The following is a 17,380-nucleotide window of genomic DNA, read 5'->3' on the forward strand; positions in this document are numbered from 1 at the left end:
AAGCTCAGCCTTTTCAAACACGCTAATCACTGGCAAATATCACGGCGCCCTCAGGCACGTGCAACCATTTCACATGCCGATGACCCTGAGCTTATTTCATCGAATATTATTTATTCACTACAAATGGGTTCACCTAAAGACAGCGAAATTTGCTATATTTATTGTTTTTCTGCGACATTTAATTTTCGACTGAATATGAATACGGCAATCCAAGCAGCTCTCGAACATGCAGTACACGCCCTTCAAGCTGAAGGCGTACTCCCAACTGACTTTAATAACAATGGCAATCTCACGCGTACTAAAGACCGAAGCCATGGTGACTTCGCTTCGAACATCGCAATGATTGCTTCTAAAGCTGCTGGTATGAAGCCACGTGATTTAGCCGAAAAAATTCTTGCCGCCCTGCCTGAAGTTGCAGATATCAGCAAAGCAGAAATCGCAGGCCCTGGTTTTATTAACTTCTTCTTAAATGCAGACCAGCGTTTTGCCGTACTGGATCAAATTCAAGCACAACAAAATGAATTTGGCCGTACCCAAGCCAATGTAGCAAAAAAAATTCAAGTAGAATTTGTTTCTGCTAACCCAACATCTAGCCTACACGTGGGTCATGGTCGTGGTGCAGCTTATGGTATGACCGTTGCAAATCTTCTTGAAGCAACAGGCGCAACCGTTGACCGTGAATACTATGTGAATGATGCTGGCCGTCAAATGGACATCCTGGCAACCTCTACTTACCTGCGCTACTTAGAGCTTACAGGTCAAACTTTGGTATTCCCTAAAAATGCATATCAAGGTGATTACGTTAAAGAAATCGCTCAAAGCATTATTGATCAAGACGGCGAAGCTTATGTACGCCCAGTCGCAGATGTCTACAAAGACGTGCCTGAAGATGTTCAATTCGCTGCCGAACTTGATGCTGATGGCAATAAAGTTGTACTTTCAGGCGACAAAGAAAAACACATTGATGGCTTAATTTTTAATTCGCAAACTTTGCTTGGCGAAGGTTACCGTGTATTCCTTCAAGCGGCCTTAAAAGCGATTCTTGACGATATTAAAGATGACCTTGGCGAGTTTGGTGTTCACTTTAACCAATGGTTTAGCGAAGAAACACTGACAGATAAAATTACCGAAGCACTTCAAGTGCTGGACCAACGTGGTTTCCTTTACGAAAAAGAAGGTAACATTTGGTTCAAATCAACCGCATTTGGTGATGAAAAAGACCGCGTAGTGAAACGCCGCAATGGTCAAACGACTTATTTCGCATCAGATATCGCCTATCACTTAAACAAATTACAACGTGGCTATACAGACATCATCGATATTTGGGGTTCAGATCACCACGGTTATATCGCACGTGTGAAAGCGGCCATTGATGCAATGGGCTATGACTCTAAAAAGTTAACCGTGCTTCTTGTTCAGTTCGTCAGCTTATGGCGTGGTGGCGAGATGGTACAAATGTCATCTCGTTCAGGCCAATTCGTGACGTTACGTGACCTTCGTAAGGAAGTTGGTAATGACGCTGCACGTTTCTACTACGTAATGCGTAAGTCTGAGCAACACATTGACTTCGACTTAGATTTAGCGGTTTCGCAAAGCAAAGACAATGCTGTGTATTACATTCAATATGCACACGCACGTATCTGCCGTATGTTAGAAAAAGCTCAATCTATGCAAGTGAACTTCGATGCAAGCGTTGCACGTGGTTTAGCAAGCAAACTTGAATTAGAAACTGAAACTGAAATTCTTGCAAAACTTGCAGCTTATCCAGAGATTTTAGTTCGTGCTGCCAATGCATACGAACCACATCAAATTGGTAACTACTTAAAAGAATTGGCTGCTTTATTCCACGGTTGGTACAACGAAAATAAAGTCCTTGGTGATGATGCTGAATTGACCCAAGCACGTTTATTACTGTCTGTGAATGTACGTCAAGTCCTTCGCAATGGTCTTGAGTTACTAGGTGTATCTGCACCAGAAAGCATGTAAGCAAAACTCGGTTAATTTACCATTGGCAGATCAGTCTTACATTTTCTGAGCTGACCAAACCTAAAAAGCCAGATGCATCATGCGTCTGGCTTTTTTACCATAAGCCTTATATTTTTAAATTTGTCATTTGCTTAATTTGTGAAAATTAAACAAAATACAGATGACAGTAATGTAATATATAATAATCAAGAACAATATTTTGGGACTCTCCCAAAGTGCTTCGTCACAATTAAAATGAATGAGGTTTCCTCGTGTTTGGAAAAACGCAACGTGGTGTATCAGAGCGACCGAATAAACCTAAAAAACCACTGATTCCAGCATGGCTGGGAACCTTAGTGGCGATTTTGATCGTGTTAAGCTTTGTGGTTGCATTGATGCTTTGGAAACCTTGGCAACCGGTTAAACCACGTGCGCAAACCACTGCAGAACAAACCCAAGAAGAAACCAACAAAGACTATCGTTTTTACGACCTATTACCTCAGCAACAAGTTACTCCTATTCCTGAGCAAGCGATTCCTGAAAGCAAGAATCAAGGCACTGTGGTGATTGTAGAAGCACCTGAGCAAAAAGCGGAACAAGCCAACCCAGAACCTGGCCTTGTAGAAAGTCCAGCAGCAGCGGCACCAAATTACATTCTACAAGTGCGTAGTTATGATGACCCAGATCAAGCCGATGCACGTCGTGCAGAAATTATTCTGAATGGTTTATCTGCCGATGTTGTACAGACTACAGAAAATGGGAAAGTTTGGTACCGCGTAGTCTCTGGACCTTATGACTCACAAGATGCAGCCGTCATTGCACAGCAAACCTTACAACACAGTGGCATCGATTCAATTGTGGTAAAACGCTAATTTGAATTCAATAAAAAAAGCACCTTAAGGTGCTTTTTTTATTCCTCCCTTTAATAAAGGGAAGTTAGAAGAGATTCTTTTTTGAATAAATCAGCTTAGCTCAAAAGCTTTTCCTAAAAGGAGAGAGAATTCCTTAAATGGTATGCCCTAAAGCTTCACCCATGACCACTGCTGAATTTGCGGAAAATGCGGCATCCCATGCCATTTTATCTTGTTCAAATAAAACCACCGCAGTTGAGCCCAAATAGAAACGCCCGAGCTCAGCTCCTTTTTCAAGTTTTAAATCGTGCTGGTTTAATTCAATACGGCCCGTTGGTTTTACTTTACCAGTCGCAACGGTTTCGATCCCCGCCACAATCATCGCACCTACCAGCACCACTGCCATACGGCCTAATTCCGTATCAAACAAACACACCATACGTTCATTACGTGCAAACAAACCAGGAATATTCTCTGCTGTGGTTTGGTTCACAGAAAATAATTCACCTGGCACATACAATGTTTCAGTTAATGTACCGGCAAATGGCATGTGCACACGGTGATAATCTTTCGGTGACAGGTAGACTGTAGCAAATTGACCATTTTTAAATGGCTCTGCCAATTGTGGATCGGCAATCAAATTTTCAACGGTAAATTTTTGGCCTTTGGCTTGAAAAATATCACCATTTTCAATTTTACCCAATTGTGAAATCGCACCATCCGCAGGTGAAACAATACTGCTTGCATCCTGATCAATTGCACGTACACCATCTTTTAAAGAACGGGTAAAAAATTCATTAAATGATTTAAATTTCAAAGCATTGCTTTGCTCTGCAATCGACATATCAATGCCATATTGTGCCTTGAACGCTGTAATCACCGCATTTTTAATGATTGGATTTTCGCTGGCTGCAACTTTACCCACCACACGTGACAAACGATGTTGTGGCACCACACGCTGAGCTTGAATGAAAATTTGTTGTTTTAAACGCGATGTAATGCTCAAGATGGCAACTCCCCTGTAGCGATTGGACTATCGAGGCGGTTGCCCCACTCACTCCACGCCCCGTCATACGCTCGAATATTCCAACCCAATAACCGCCCTAAAATATAGGCCAATCCTGAGCGATGATGTGACTGGCAATACACCACCACTGGTTCATTTAATTGAAAACCGAGTTGTTCTAAACGCTGCTGGGTGCGCGATAAAGGATGCAATTTTAAATGATTTTCACGGTTAAGGGCAGTACTCCACTCGAAATGGCGTGCGCTTGGAATATGCCCGCCACGTCTAGCCGCTAAGCGCAGTCCGGTATATTCATCTTCTGTACGGCAGTCCCAAACTTGAATTGATTGATTTTCAACACTTTGTTTTAATTCTGCATAATCAATTTGTACATCTTTTTGGGCATTTGACTGAATCGTCACAAATTGCTCAACGGGCTCAAATTGTGGTACTTCTGCGCTCGTTGGTAAGCCTGCACCCAACCATGCATGGATGCCACCGTTCAAAAGGCTGGTATTTTCAAACCCAATACAGTGTAAGTTCCAAATCAACCGTCCTGCCCATGCGCCACCTTCATCATCGTATGCCACAACATGATGCTCTGGGGAAATATTTAAGAACTCAATCAGCGCTTGCAAACCTTCTGCTTCAGGCAATAGCCCCATGGCTTGTTCTTCTTGGCGCACTAAAAGTTTCGGTTTCAGGTGAATGGCATGAGGAATATGCAGTTGCTCATACACCGATGTTCGGCTCAAATCGACAATTCTGAGTTTGTCATTGCCCAAATGTGGGACCAAATCTTCTGCTTCTATCAGCAGGCCAAAATCCAAAGTGCTCATTTTTTCGTAGCTATTATGGGTCAAATTTAACTGATCTTAGCACAGCTTATTTTCAAAAATATGCTGTTTTTAAAAGACCCTTAGCAAAATTTTAGATAAACCCTTGGTAAAAATTCACATCCAAAAAAAACCGTCTTGGGTTGCAAGACGGTTTTTACATTGTGCTTAAGCACTTTCAGGGATTTCAAACACCTGACGTAAATATGCCAAGAAGGTGTCGTTATCCGTCATGGTTTTACCCGGACTGTCTGAAATTTTTGCGACTGATTGACCATTACACTCCACCAATTTCAACACAATATTTAACGGCGTTTGCCCCATATCATTGGTTAAATTGGTGCCAATCCCAAAGCTCACTTGAAAGCGGTCTTTAAAGTAATTGTGTAAGCTCCACGCTTTTTCTAAATCTAAGCCATCACTAAATGTCAGCATTTTAGTTTTGCTGTCAATTTTCAACTTTTTATAGTGTGCATAGGCTTTATCACCCCATTCATAGGGGTCACCACTGTCATGGCGTAAACCATCAAACAATTTGGCAAAGTATAGATCGAAGTCTTTTAGAAATGCGTCCATACCCACCACATCGGTCAAAGCAATGCCCAAATCACCTCGGTATTCTTGTACCCAAGTTTCAAGTGCAGACTTTTGGAAATTACGCAGACGAACATCTAAAGCTTGGAAAGCTTGTAAAAACTCATGTGCCATGGTGCCAATCGGAGTGAGCCCCAATTCTTTGGCAATCAGCACATTACTTGTACCACGGAAAATTTCAGGAGCCGCTTGATTAAACGCTTGAATGACATGCTTTTGCCATGCAAAGCTATAACGGCGACGCGTACCAAAATCAGACACCAAGAATGGTGGCTCATCTGAACCTTGTACTTCAGTATAATGCTTCAGAAGCTCAACTTTTGCGTCTAAACGGCGCTGCCCTTCGAGTAATACTTCGTCAGAACGAATGCGACGGAAATACAATTCATTGACCAATGCGAGTACAAAAATCTCAAACATCATAGCCTGAACCATAGGGCCTTCTACCCAAATGTCCAAACGGCCTTCGCTATCAATCCCAGCCTTAATAAAACGGCGTTTAAGCTGAAATAACTCGAGATAATCTACAAAGTCACTTTTTAGAAAACGTAGGCTGCGTAAATACAGCAACTCATCTTCTTTAAACTGAAGCGTACACAGATGGTCCAGCTGTTCATTGAGGTCATCTAAAATGTCTACGAGCGGATAAACCGTGTCTTGCAAATTACGGCAACGGAAATGATAAACGCTGTGCGTCTGAGGAAATTTATGTAACACCACCTGTAACATGGTGAATTTATATAAATCTGTATCAAGCAAGGATTGTATGATTGGAGCCATATCGGATTTAAATTCGCTGTACTTCTTGCATTAAAGCACACTTTCAAATGCGATATTGCTAGTTTTATACACAGCCAATGAAATAGCTCAGTTACAGACCTGCTTATTTCTGAGCAAGGACTGCTGATTTTTCTTGTGCTTGAATGATTTTTTGCAACTGTTTTTCTTGCCCAATAACTTTGGCAAATTCAGCTGTGGTTTTTTGACCTGTCTGCTTGGCATTTGCATCACAATCGACCTGACGTAATTGTTTTGCAATGGAAAATTCCATTTTAAACAAAGCACCCATTAATGCTGTATTGCCTTTATTGTCACGCGCACAGCGGTCGGCACCATGTTTTAGCATTGTCGTTACAATGTCTTGATGCCCATAATAAGTCGCCATCATCAACGGGGTAAAGCCTGAGGCATTACGCACGTCTACTGGAAATCCATGTTTTAAAAACTCATTAATAACCTCTTGGTTGCCCGTTTTGGCCGCGGCAAAAAACAGATCAATCAATTCTTGTTGTGAGTTCATCTGATCATTAGCAGCAGTTTTAGCGGGGGAGATTTCTTCCGCGATTGCCACGTTTGCGAATGCGGAACCAAACGCGAGAAGACTGGCTAAAAGTGTACGTTGCATAATGCCCATGATGAACTCCAACAAAAATCGAATGTGTTCACGTTTCTAAAAACGTAGAAAAATGAAATGTGAAGCAAAAAAGAGTGCCTGTAAAACTCCCCTAGGGTTGCAGGAAAGGGTTTGAGTTTTACAGGACTTTTCGGTGGTGACTTTCGTCTTTACCCTAGTCACCGATCTGATTGATGCATCGAAATGCATCTTTCAATTTTGACAACTTAGTCTTTTAACTGAGCTGCTTTTGCTTTAACAGTTGCAAGGTTACCGTTAACCGCTTTAGTCATACGTGTACCGTAGTCAGCATCAGCTTTGTAGAAGTAAGACAACATGATGTGCTTAGTTTCTGAATCCTTAACATTGCCAAGATCAGCAGCCAAGTTCATGATTAAATCGTCTTTTTCTTTCGCAGTGTATGAACGGTAAAGCTCACCCGCTTGCTTGAAGTTTTGCTCTTTGGTACCCACTTGTTGAACAGTACCAGTTAAAGGCGTTTGAACTGCACGTGCTTTCGCAGTTGCTGGTTTTGGTTCAATACGACTTGGTTCATAGTTCACGTTAGATGAAGTACCGCCAACATTCATGTAGCCATCTTGGTTGTTGTTGTTTACATTCACAACTGGACGGTTTACAGGAATTTGCTGGTGGTTCGCACCTAAACGGTACATTTGAGTATCTGAGTAAGAGAAGATACGACCTTGTAATAGACGGTCTTCAGATGGCTCGATACCTGGTACGAGGTTACCTGGAGCTAAAGCAACTTGTTCTGTTTCTTGGAAGAAGTTCTTCGGCATACGGTTCAGCGTTAACGTACCGACTTTAGTTTCTGGAACGAGGTTCGTCGGCCAGATTTTAGTTGGATCTAGTGGATCGAACTCGAAGCTGTTTAGGTCTTTAGGATCCATAACTTGGATGTAAAGATCCCATTTAGGGAAGTTACCTGCGTTGATGTTCTTGTAAAGATCGTTCGTTAAGTGGTTGAAGTCTTTACCTTGTAACTCACTCGCTTCTTTAACGTTAAGACCCTTCACGCCTTGTTTAGAACGGAAGTTGAATTTCACGTATTTGTATTCGCCTTTATCGTTATAAAGTTTGAATGCATGTACGCCAAAACCGTCTTGTTCGCGGTAGCTCGTCGGAACACCTTCTTTACCATATACATGAGTGATCATGTTGGTTGCCCAAGGCTGGCTAGACAAGAAGTCAAATACGCGGTTTGCGTCTTGCATGTTGTCAATTGGGCTTGGCTTCATTGCGTGAATGAAGTCAGGGAATTTGATTGCATCACGGATGAAGAATACTGGAGATTGGTTACCCACTAAATCCCAGTTACCTTCTTGCGTGTAGAACTTGATCGCGAAACCGTGCGGGTCACGTAAAGTTTCTGGAGAATGTTTACCGTGAATTACAGTAGAGAAGCGTAAGAATACTGGAGTTTTAGTACCCGCTTTGAATAATGAAGCAATTGTTAGATCAGATAAATCTTTAGTTGCAACAAACTCACCATAAGCACCTGTACCACGTGCATGCACTACACGCTCAGGAATACGCTCACGACCAAAACGTTGTAATTTTTGAACCAATTGTACGTCTTGAAGTAGAACTGAACCATTTGGACCCGCAGTAATCGAGTTTTGGTTATCGCCTACTGGTGCACCATTGTCTTTTGTTAATGGCGCTGCTTGAGTCGCCGCTGTTGCAGTTGCTAACATAGCAACCAGTAAAGAACGCTTAAACATCGTCTTCATCTCACTAAAATTAATACCTTTCCTGCACGAGAGAAGATACCTATTTTCTTTAAATTGTTAAAACAGATTATTTTTATAATTTTAATCGCTTTGTTAGATTGATTATTTTTTTATCTAATATTTTTCAACAACTTAATGCTTTAAATTTAATCAAAAACTCCATTTTAAATGCATTTTTGCTACAATTTGTTCTGATTTGATTTGATGGAAAATAGTCCCAAATGCGCGCCTTATTACAACGTGTTCTAGAAGCTAAAGTAGTCGTGGATGGCGAAACTACAGGTGAAATTCAGCACGGCATTTTAGTTTTTTTAGGCATTGGCAAAGAGGATGATTTGGTCAAAGGCAAAAAACTGATTGATAAGATCTTGAAATATCGTTTTTTTGATGATGAACAAGGCAAAATGGGCTGGAATATCAGCCAAGCAGGTGGCGGCTTACTCTTGGTCTCGCAATTCACCTTAATGGCTCAAACGCAAAAAGGCTTACGCCCTGACTTTGGCCCAGCCATGCCACCAAGCGAAGCCAAAGCGCTGTATGAAGAACTTGTAAACTATGCAAAGTCACAGTTTGAAAATGTGCAAACAGGGATTTTTGGCGCCGACATGAAAGTGCATTTGGTCAATGACGGCCCAGTGACGTTCAATTTAGAAATCGAATAAATCCTGAACGATAAAAAAGCCCTCCATAGAGGGCTTTTTAAATCCTCCCCTAGCCCCTCCTTTAAAAAAGGAGGGGAAAAAGGAGTACATCTTACTTACCTGTTTTTTCTTTAATAAATGCACGGGCAATTTTGAATTTTTCTTTCATCGGTTTTGGTAGCTTCGGTGGAATCAACTTCGCCACTTGGTTAAACCAAACTAAAAGCCCAAAGTCACCTTCCATTTTAATACTGCCATTTTGCATGCCCGTCATAAATGCAGTCGGGTCACCTTTCATCAAGGTTTTTACACCTTGTTCGCTGTCTGCAAATTGCAAAATAAAATCTGCTTTTTCTGCATTACCTGCAACGGTATCAATGTGGCCATTATTTACAATAATTTGACGCGCAAGGCCTAAGTCTGTGCCAATTTGAATACGAAATTGACGCTCATGAACCAACTCAATAAATTTAGGGCTGGTGCGTGCAAGTTGCTTCATGCGCAATGCTAAACCAGCAACCAGTAAATCCAGCGGATCCGTGCTGACATCAACCAGTGGTAATTTTACGACAGGAATTGATGATAATTTCATGACTTTAAGCCTATTGTAATTGTTGGAAAATTGACTGCCTCATCCTAACATAACTTCGTTTTTTTAAGGCATGCCTTTAGCGTTTAAATTTGTGCTCGACATAAAAAAGGCATGTATGAAACATGCCTTTTTTCACCTTAAAAATTGACTATCAGCGACTTGAATACTGCTGATCATCCTCATAGACAGGTGTATGTTCGATATATTGACGTTTTGCTGACGCACGCTCCGCACGGCGGTCTTCAAGCAATAGCATCAGAATAAATACCGTCATCGTCGTCATTAATGCCACAAAGTAGCTGGAAATCATGGTGAGCTCAAATACAGCTTGTGTGCCAAAACGAATGACTTCAACCATGCCCCATACCAGCATCCCAGCCAGCATATAGTTTAACCAGCGACGATACGGCGAGAAGAAAACAGCAATGACAGCAGCCGCGACTAAGCTCATGCCTAGAATGGTGGCAAAATTCGCTGTTACCATATAAACCTCCGTCATTTAATGAAACCATTGCTATGGCTAGGTTTCATTTAAAATTACCGTGTAATCAATCAATGGAATGTATCAACTTCAAACTCTATGCATGCATTATGCGCAGTTTTTTTGATAAAAAAAGTCTTGTCTTCGGCCTAAGCGACACACATTGTCGCAACATTATTTTGTCATTACATTTTTTTATTTTTGAGTTTTCTTAGAACAAAGACCATGCCTTGCTTGGCGTGTCATTACAAAAAAAAACCTGCTTTTTTGCAGTGAAAAATTTATTTTTCAGATCATGTTAATCGTTGTTTTTATCAACAATTTTATATTTACCGTTGGTCGCCTCTAGACTGAAATCCATAAAAAAACGCAGTCATTTGACTGCGTTTTTCATACAACGGTCACATATTAGGCACGATTTAAATCTTTATCATGTACACCTAAAAGATATAACACGCCGTCAAGTCCTACACTTGAAATTGCTTGATTGGCATTTTGACGTACCAATGGTTTAGCACGGAATGCGACACCTAGACCTGCAATCGAGAGCATTGGTAAGTCATTTGCACCATCGCCCACGGCAATCGCTTGTTCTAAGGAAATGCCCATTTCTTCAGCAATTTGCGTCAACAAGAGTGCTTTACGTGCGCCGTCAACAATATGACCTTTGACTTCACCCGTGACCACGCCGTCTTGTACATCTAAAATATTGGCATGAACTTCATCAATACCGAGTTTCGCCTGTAGATATTCTGCAAAATACTGGAAGCCACCCGATAAAATCGCAGTACGGTAACCCAAAGATTTCAATGTTGAAATTAGGCGTTCAGCACCTTCAGTGACTGTTAAGCGCTCTGCAATACTCGCCAGCACAGATGCATCCATACCTTTGAGTAAAGCAACACGGGCACGGAAGCTTTCTTGGAAGTCCAATTCACCTTGCATCGCACGTTCAGTAATTTCTGCAACTTGCTGACCAACACCTGCTTCTTTTGCCAGCTCGTCAATGACTTCTTGCTCAATCAGCGTCGAATCCATATCAAAACACACCAAACGGCGGTTACGACGGTAAGCATTATCTTCTTGTACTGCAACGTCTACGCTCAGCTCTGCAGATAAGCTCAAGCAGGCTGCACGCATTGCTTGAGCATCTAACATTTGGCCACTTAAACCAAATTGTACGCAGGCACGTTTAGGCCCAATACTGCCTCCATCAAGCTGCGGACGACCAGATAAACGCGTCACAGTTTCAATATTGAAGCCTTGGCTCGACACAATTTTTGTTACAGCCTGTAAATGCGATGGCGTCAACTCTGGCGCTAAAGCAGTCACGATATAACGTGTACGGCCACCTTCACTTACCCATTGATCATAATCTGCAGCAGAGATTGGTTTAAAACGAACTGTTAAGCCAATTTCATGTGCTAAAATCAGAATTTCCTTCATGGCTAATGCTGTAGCAGTTTGGTCATCTGACGAAACAACAATACCTAAAGTCAGTTGGTTATGTATGACGGCTTGACCTACATCTAAGATTTGTAAGGAATGAACGGACAGGGCCTGCATTAATCGTGTAAATTGATTAGGCTGGTCTGGCCCCAGAAATGAAATAAGGATGATTTCTCGCATGAATTGACTCGGGTCTGAGCTACAACTATTGTTAGAATCATAATCGAAAATAAACAGTTTTGCCTTGGAAGTTTACGTTGAATGCGCCTAGACAAGGGCTATTTGCTAGCCTACTAATAGTAAGTTTCGCTTTTCATACCTTTTTACTGGTATTGGCGACCACACATCAGCTGAACGAAAACCGTGCCAGCCAAGGTCAACTGATGACCAGCCAATTGGTCACCGACAGTATTTCGGAAATGGAACCCGCCAATACCGTATCATTGGCATTACTTGCCGATCGTTACGCGACCAATCCTAGCGTGGCGTCTATTCGAATTTTAAATTCGGCAAAGCAAGTCCTTGCAACGGGTGGTCAAACCAAAACCCGTGAAGGCGAAGTATTTGTACGTGATGCACTACTGAATGAGAAAAAAGTCGGTACAGTTGAAATCACACTAATTCAGCCGAGCATAGGTGAAATTTTACGCACCCAGTGGCTGGCTATTTTGGTTTCGCTTATTATTCATGGTTTATTGTGGTTAGCTTACCGTGGTATTGCTCGCCCAAGTCGTACCGAATATTTGGCACGCATTAATAATGAATCACGCTTAAAACACGAAATTCAAAGCTTGACCCAAGCATTTGAGCAAGAGAAACATGCTGCCGCAGTTGCAATAGCACAAGCACAGCAAAATGCGCAAAACAAAGCGAAAAAAGAACATAAACCCGTCGTTATTGACAGCAGTAGCTTAGCGCTCAATATTCAATACTATGACCCAAAACAATTGCTCGATACTGTCAATAAAACAGTGTCTGGGCCGTATTTTAATTTATGTCAGTTGTTTTTAAATAAAGCCACTGAACTCTGCGTACAGCACTATAAATTAAATAGCTCAGACATTTGTACTGTGCATAAATTTGATGATCAGGGTGCAATTATTAGCATCTCAGCAGACACGCCAAATGGCTTACAGTGTTTAACCATGATTAGCGCAGTGTTCCAATTGCTTTCAGATGTGCTCTATAAACGCTACCGTGAAGAACGTCGTTTTGTTTTACAAACGCGTAGCGCGATTTCAAGTGCTGTAGAGGCGATGCAACTCAGCTCAGTCCAAGCTGCAGAGCGTCTAGTACAGCAACTCTCTGCTAAAGAAAGTGCCGTGCAGGTACCTAACCACTTACTTAAAGAAATTTCGGATCATTTCCAATTGGTAAGTTTGCCAAACCCAACCAATGTACTGACTCGACATGCCTTTATGATTAATGGAATGGATGCTGATGCCGCTGAATTGGCGCAGTCTTTCCGTACTGAAATCTTAAAATCAAAGCAGTCTAAAGCCTCTTAAACACTGCCCTGTTTACTATAAAAAAAGCCTGAACACATTCAGGCTTTTTTATATGCATTTGTTCTCATCAATTGGGTTCATGGCTTGTCTTTGGCATAGCTTCAGACTGTGCTTTTGACGCCCAATAGGTTGCCAGTGCAGGACCAGAAATATTGTGCCATAAACTAAAAATTGCGCTTGGTAATGCTGTTAAAGGCGATGCTGCAAAATGCGTTGCTGCTAAGGCCACACCCAAACCTGAGTTTTGCATGCCCACTTCAATTGCTACAGCCTTGGCATCTGCATAAGGTAGCTTAAAGAAGCGACTCACCCAAAAACCAAGTAAATACCCCAAACCATTATGTAGGGCAACTACACCTAGAATGAGCAAGCCAGATTCTAAAATTTGTGTTTTACTGCCCGCCATAATGGCTGCCACAATAGCCACAATGGCCACGACAGAAACCAAGGGCATCACCTGAATATATGATTCAGCCTTAGACTGTAACAATGTACGAATAATTAAGCCCAAAACTATTGGGAATAACACAACTTGTAAAATAGAGATGAACATTGAGCCTGCATTAATTTCAATCCACTGGCTAGCCAATAAATAGAAAATAGCGGGTGTTAATAACGGAGCGAGTAAAGTAGATACCGAAGTACATGCAACTGAAAGCGCAGTATTGCCTTTGGCCATATAAGTGATGACATTTGAAGCTGTCCCACCTGGACAACACCCAACCAGAATCACACCAATGGCAATCTCAGAAGGCAAATTCATCAATTTACATAATACAAATGCCAATCCCGGCATCACAAAAAACTGTGCAACGACTCCTATGAAGACCGCTTTAGGACTTTGCAATACCCCTTTAAAATCATCTAAGGTCATTGTCATGCCCATACCCAGCATAACAATACCCAGCAACCATGGAATATAGGCTTTGAGCCACACAAACATTTCAGGTGCTAAAAGCGCAATCCCTGCAAAGAATATTACCCATAATGCGAACGTTTTTTGAATCAATTGTGTAAAGCGCAAGAATCCTGACATAACTCTGCCCATCTCAATGTACATGCTTATACCCTGCCATAAGTCGCTAGCACGTCACAATTCACCTTTGGACTAAAAAGTATAAAATGCCTACATATTCATAATATTTCTATTTCTGCTTTATGCCTCTGTTATTGCTTTTATGTCTTTCATATAAATCCGTTTCACACCATTAGATAGCATGTCCTGCCATGCCTGCTGCAATGACCCTTGTAGATCAATCCCCTTGCATGCATCTGCCACCACAAAGGTACGAAAACCTAAACGACTTGCATCCATTGCTGTCCACGCCACACAAAAATCTGTAGCAATACCCACAATAAAAACGCTATCAATCCCACGTTCTTTTAAATAACCAGCAAGACCTGTTGAGGTTTGATGATCAGCTTCCATAAATGCAGAATAACTATCAATGTTGCTATGCATTCCTTTACGAATCACCAATTGGGCATGTGGAATAGACAAGTCTGGATGTAAAGCAGCATCATGTGTGCCTTGGACGCAATGTGTAGGCCAAAGCACTTGTGGGCCATAGGCCAATTTAATGCTGTCATAGGGCTTCGCACCCTCATGATTGGCCGCAAATGAAATATGATTCGCCGGATGCCAATCTTGCGTTAATACTACATTTTCAAAATATTGCGCCAATTGATTAATTGCAGGAATAATCTGATCTGCATTTGCCACAGCAAGGTTGCCACCTGGTGTAAACCCATTCTGAACATCGACCACAATTAAGGCACAATTCTTTTGCATATCACTCAATCCATTTTCATTCAATTCAATCTGCGCTTGGGCGCATTCGGTTCACGGTTGTAGTATTTCGTCTTGACGATAAAAATAAAATGACCCGCCTAGCGAATTCAAGTTATATCTCGGCAAATCCTGTTGTAAAGACCGCGCAAAACGTGGATAAATTTTGGATTTACGTTCAGTGGAGGCATGAAAACAAAAATACAAAGGTTGATATTTATAGACAAAATTTACAATATGCTCACGCGCCAAACGCATGACTTCAAAGGCATTAATCCCCATATTAACATCATCTTGTACAGGGTCATCGGCAAAAGCCAGCCAAGCATTCATACCTTTGCTTCGAGCGAAATTCATTTTTTTAACATCACGTTTGAGCGTTAAGTTAAATTCATTTTGCTTAAATGAAAGTGTAAAAAGCTGACCATCAACTTTAAATTGTGCCATCCAATGATTTTGACTCATTTGGCCCCCGTATTCTTTTTTATTTAATTTTATTATCACATATAAATCAGCAGTCTAACTTAAAATTTCAGCAAATATTTAAACATCAAAACATTTATATCCCACAATAAAAAAGCCCGTCGATGACGGGCTTTTTTACTTTTATTGGCGATTAAGCCAGACGACGTGTCAGTAATAACATCACAATCGCAGAAATAATAATACATGGAATGGCTGCTGAAATTACACCTGCAGCACCAAAGCCAGCAGTTAACAATGCACCAGCAATTGCGGGCCCAAGCATTGCTCCTACACGACCCACTGCCGATGCAACACCAATACCTGTACCACGTACAGTTGTTGGGTAAACAATACCACCGAACGCATACAATACGCCTTGGCAACCAATCACAAATGCACCAACCAATGCAGAAGCCAAGTACATTTGCGTTAATGAACCTGCTGCATTTAATGCCAATAGGCCTGCTAAAATACCGCCGTACATCAACAAGATTACGAAGGTTTTTTTCCAACGATCCGTCAATACACCTAGCACCACCGTACCTACAGTTGCACTCACCATGAAGTAGAACTGTGCAGTCGCGCCTTCTTTACGTGTAAAGCCTAATTCTTGGAACAACGACGGTAACCAACTTAACATTATGTAAACCACCATCAATGTGAAGAAATAGCTCGTCCAAAGGAAGACCGTACGCAATAAGTTTTCAGAGTTAAATAGGTCTTTAAAAGAACCTTGTGGAACTGCTTCAGTGCTTGCAGTCGCAGTTTGCTCTTTTGCTTTTAAATATTCTTTAGACTCAGGAAGCAATAGCATCATGATTGGAATCACGATGATCGGTAACAAGCCACCTAAATAGAAAATGTTTTTCCAGTTTGAACCAAACTCAGTACTTGCCACCAACGATAAAATTGCAGCACCAACAGGCATACCGCAGTACATTAGACCTACAGCACGACCACGGTTTGCAGGTGTTACCGCTTCAGAAGCCAATGTAATTAAGATTGGCATAGCAGCACCAAGTCCTGCACCAGCCAAGAAACGTACTGCAAGTAATGAATTAAAACTATTCACCCATACTGTACATAATGTGAAAACTGCAAAAATGGCAACCGACCAAATTAATACCGTTTTACGACCAATCCGATCCGCAATTCGACCACCAACTAGTGCACCAGGCAGTAAGCCTAAAATCCCTGCACTAAAAAACACCCCCAGTTGCGAACTATCTAGACCGAAACTTTCACGAATACCAGCAGCTGCAATACCTGCTGCCTGAATATCTAAGCCTTCGATTACGGCAATTAGAAAACAGATCGCTACCGTGACAATAGCATGTTTATTATCTGACTTTTCCATTGGAGAATCCTTGTGTCAATCAGTGTTCAAAAAAATGCATCATCTATGAGCAACTTAAATGAACATACTGACAATAAGTGTTAGTCCAAAGGCGAATAGGGCTTATATTTGTTGATTTTTCTTTTAGTTAAGCAGGTAGATATAAAGTCTTAAAAGCGATAAATACATTTCACTCTGATTCATTAAATGTGACATTTCAACAGATAGATCAACTACTATTCTTTACGGTTTGGTATGTAACAAAAAAAATCATTATATTTAAAACAGATTATTAACATAATTTTTAAAGATCATTTGCAACAAATACATCGCAATTTTCTATAACTTTCAAGTCTATGTTCATCTTTTTTTTATCTTAAATTCTGATCAAAATAGACGGAATAGCACACTAGACACGCTCTTAAGCTAATCTCATTCTATTTTAACCATAGATTTTGGCGCTTTTTAGCCTATATTTTGTTGTTTATCTATACAGTATAGCCATACGCGTAAAAACCAATCTCATTTGTTAAAAGCAAGTGCTTGATTGTTTTAATTAAGCTTTGTATAAAGTTTTTTACCGCTTTGACTAAAGCATATTGTTCTTAGACGCATGATCAGTCATAATTTGCATAAGCATTACCCAATTCCATGCAAACGGATTGATTTGCTGTCTATCAAAAATACGAACCTGTCCAAATTCATACTCAATTTAGTCGT

Annotated in this window: 16 protein-coding genes; 4 read left to right on the plus strand and 12 right to left on the minus strand. The window is 41.1% G+C overall.

Features of this window, described 5'->3' with window-relative positions; all coding sequences use genetic code 11:
• The first annotated feature begins 195 nt into the window (after positions 1-195).
• Together argS and C9E88_RS15680 are read left to right on the plus strand one after the other, a co-directional pair.
• Positions 196-1,986: an arginine--tRNA ligase gene (gene argS, locus C9E88_RS15675; RefSeq protein WP_106984296.1), complete on the plus strand. Its 1,791-nt coding sequence runs from the start codon at positions 196-198 to the stop codon at positions 1,984-1,986.
• A gap of 251 nt (positions 1,987-2,237) precedes the next feature.
• Positions 2,238-2,837, plus strand: a complete 600-nt coding sequence (locus C9E88_RS15680) for an SPOR domain-containing protein (protein ID WP_106984159.1) — start codon at positions 2,238-2,240, stop codon at positions 2,835-2,837.
• Positions 2,838-2,970: 133 nt separating this feature from the next.
• Here the strand turns inward: C9E88_RS15680 and asd are convergent, their stop codons facing one another.
• The 5 genes from asd to C9E88_RS15705 all read right to left on the minus strand — a co-directional run bounded on the left by asd (position 2,971) and on the right by C9E88_RS15705 (position 8,390).
• On the minus strand, positions 2,971-3,822 hold the full coding sequence (gene asd / locus C9E88_RS15685; RefSeq protein WP_106984158.1) for an archaetidylserine decarboxylase: 852 nt from the start codon (positions 3,820-3,822) through the stop codon (positions 2,971-2,973).
• Entirely contained in the window at positions 3,819-4,661 is an 843-nt protein-coding gene (locus tag C9E88_RS15690) for a sulfurtransferase (protein ID WP_106984157.1), read from the minus strand. The genes asd and C9E88_RS15690 overlap by 4 nt, the downstream gene beginning before the upstream one ends.
• Positions 4,662-4,826: 165 nt before the next feature.
• Complete coding sequence (pncB, locus tag C9E88_RS15695; RefSeq protein ID WP_106984156.1) at positions 4,827-6,032, minus strand: nicotinate phosphoribosyltransferase; 1,206 nt, start codon at positions 6,030-6,032, stop codon at positions 4,827-4,829.
• Between the two features lie 103 nt (positions 6,033-6,135).
• Entirely contained in the window at positions 6,136-6,666 is a 531-nt protein-coding gene (locus tag C9E88_RS15700; RefSeq protein WP_106984155.1) for an ankyrin repeat domain-containing protein, read from the minus strand.
• A gap of 206 nt (positions 6,667-6,872) precedes the next feature.
• A complete protein-coding gene (locus C9E88_RS15705) occupies positions 6,873-8,390 on the minus strand; it encodes a catalase (RefSeq protein ID WP_106984154.1) in 1,518 nt (505 codons plus the stop codon).
• A 230-nt stretch (positions 8,391-8,620) separates the two neighbouring features.
• Between C9E88_RS15705 and dtd the strand changes: the two genes are divergently transcribed.
• Entirely contained in the window at positions 8,621-9,061 is a 441-nt protein-coding gene (dtd, locus tag C9E88_RS15710; RefSeq protein ID WP_106984153.1) for a D-aminoacyl-tRNA deacylase, read from the plus strand.
• A 91-nt stretch (positions 9,062-9,152) separates the two neighbouring features.
• Here dtd and C9E88_RS15715 read toward each other — a convergent pair whose 3' ends face one another.
• From C9E88_RS15715 to serB, 3 genes are all read right to left on the minus strand, one after another.
• Positions 9,153-9,632 (minus strand): SCP-2 sterol transfer family protein, encoded by a 480-nt coding sequence (locus tag C9E88_RS15715; RefSeq protein ID WP_106984152.1) that lies wholly within the window; start codon positions 9,630-9,632, stop codon positions 9,153-9,155.
• A gap of 151 nt (positions 9,633-9,783) precedes the next feature.
• The gene (aciT, locus tag C9E88_RS15720; RefSeq protein WP_106984151.1) at positions 9,784-10,116 is read right to left on the minus strand and encodes an AciT family ciprofloxacin tolerance protein; all 333 of its coding nucleotides are present in this window, start codon (positions 10,114-10,116) and stop codon (positions 9,784-9,786) included.
• Between the two features lie 405 nt (positions 10,117-10,521).
• Complete coding sequence (gene serB / locus C9E88_RS15725; protein WP_106984150.1) at positions 10,522-11,742, minus strand: phosphoserine phosphatase SerB; 1,221 nt, start codon at positions 11,740-11,742, stop codon at positions 10,522-10,524.
• A 77-nt stretch (positions 11,743-11,819) separates the two neighbouring features.
• On the opposite strand from serB, the gene C9E88_RS15730 reads away from it, so the two are divergent.
• Positions 11,820-13,070, plus strand: coding sequence for a hypothetical protein (locus C9E88_RS15730; RefSeq protein WP_106984149.1), 1,251 nt, complete (start codon positions 11,820-11,822; stop codon positions 13,068-13,070).
• A 67-nt stretch (positions 13,071-13,137) separates the two neighbouring features.
• Here the strand turns inward: C9E88_RS15730 and C9E88_RS15735 are convergent, their stop codons facing one another.
• The 4 genes from C9E88_RS15735 to mhpT all read right to left on the minus strand — a co-directional run bounded on the left by C9E88_RS15735 (position 13,138) and on the right by mhpT (position 16,681).
• Positions 13,138-14,106 (minus strand): bile acid:sodium symporter family protein, encoded by a 969-nt coding sequence (locus C9E88_RS15735; RefSeq protein ID WP_106984148.1) that lies wholly within the window; start codon positions 14,104-14,106, stop codon positions 13,138-13,140.
• A 120-nt stretch (positions 14,107-14,226) separates the two neighbouring features.
• Positions 14,227-14,862: a bifunctional nicotinamidase/pyrazinamidase gene (gene pncA / locus C9E88_RS15740; RefSeq protein ID WP_106984147.1), complete on the minus strand. Its 636-nt coding sequence runs from the start codon at positions 14,860-14,862 to the stop codon at positions 14,227-14,229.
• 51 nt (positions 14,863-14,913) lie between these two features.
• A complete protein-coding gene (locus C9E88_RS15745) occupies positions 14,914-15,324 on the minus strand; it encodes a hypothetical protein (protein ID WP_106984146.1) in 411 nt (136 codons plus the stop codon).
• 151 nt (positions 15,325-15,475) lie between these two features.
• A complete protein-coding gene (mhpT, locus tag C9E88_RS15750; protein ID WP_106984145.1) occupies positions 15,476-16,681 on the minus strand; it encodes a 3-(3-hydroxy-phenyl)propionate transporter MhpT in 1,206 nt (401 codons plus the stop codon).
• Between the last annotated feature and the right edge of the window lie 699 nt (positions 16,682-17,380).

It is taken from the genome of Acinetobacter cumulans (assembly GCF_003024525.3).
Taxonomy (GTDB): domain Bacteria; phylum Pseudomonadota; class Gammaproteobacteria; order Pseudomonadales; family Moraxellaceae; genus Acinetobacter; species Acinetobacter cumulans.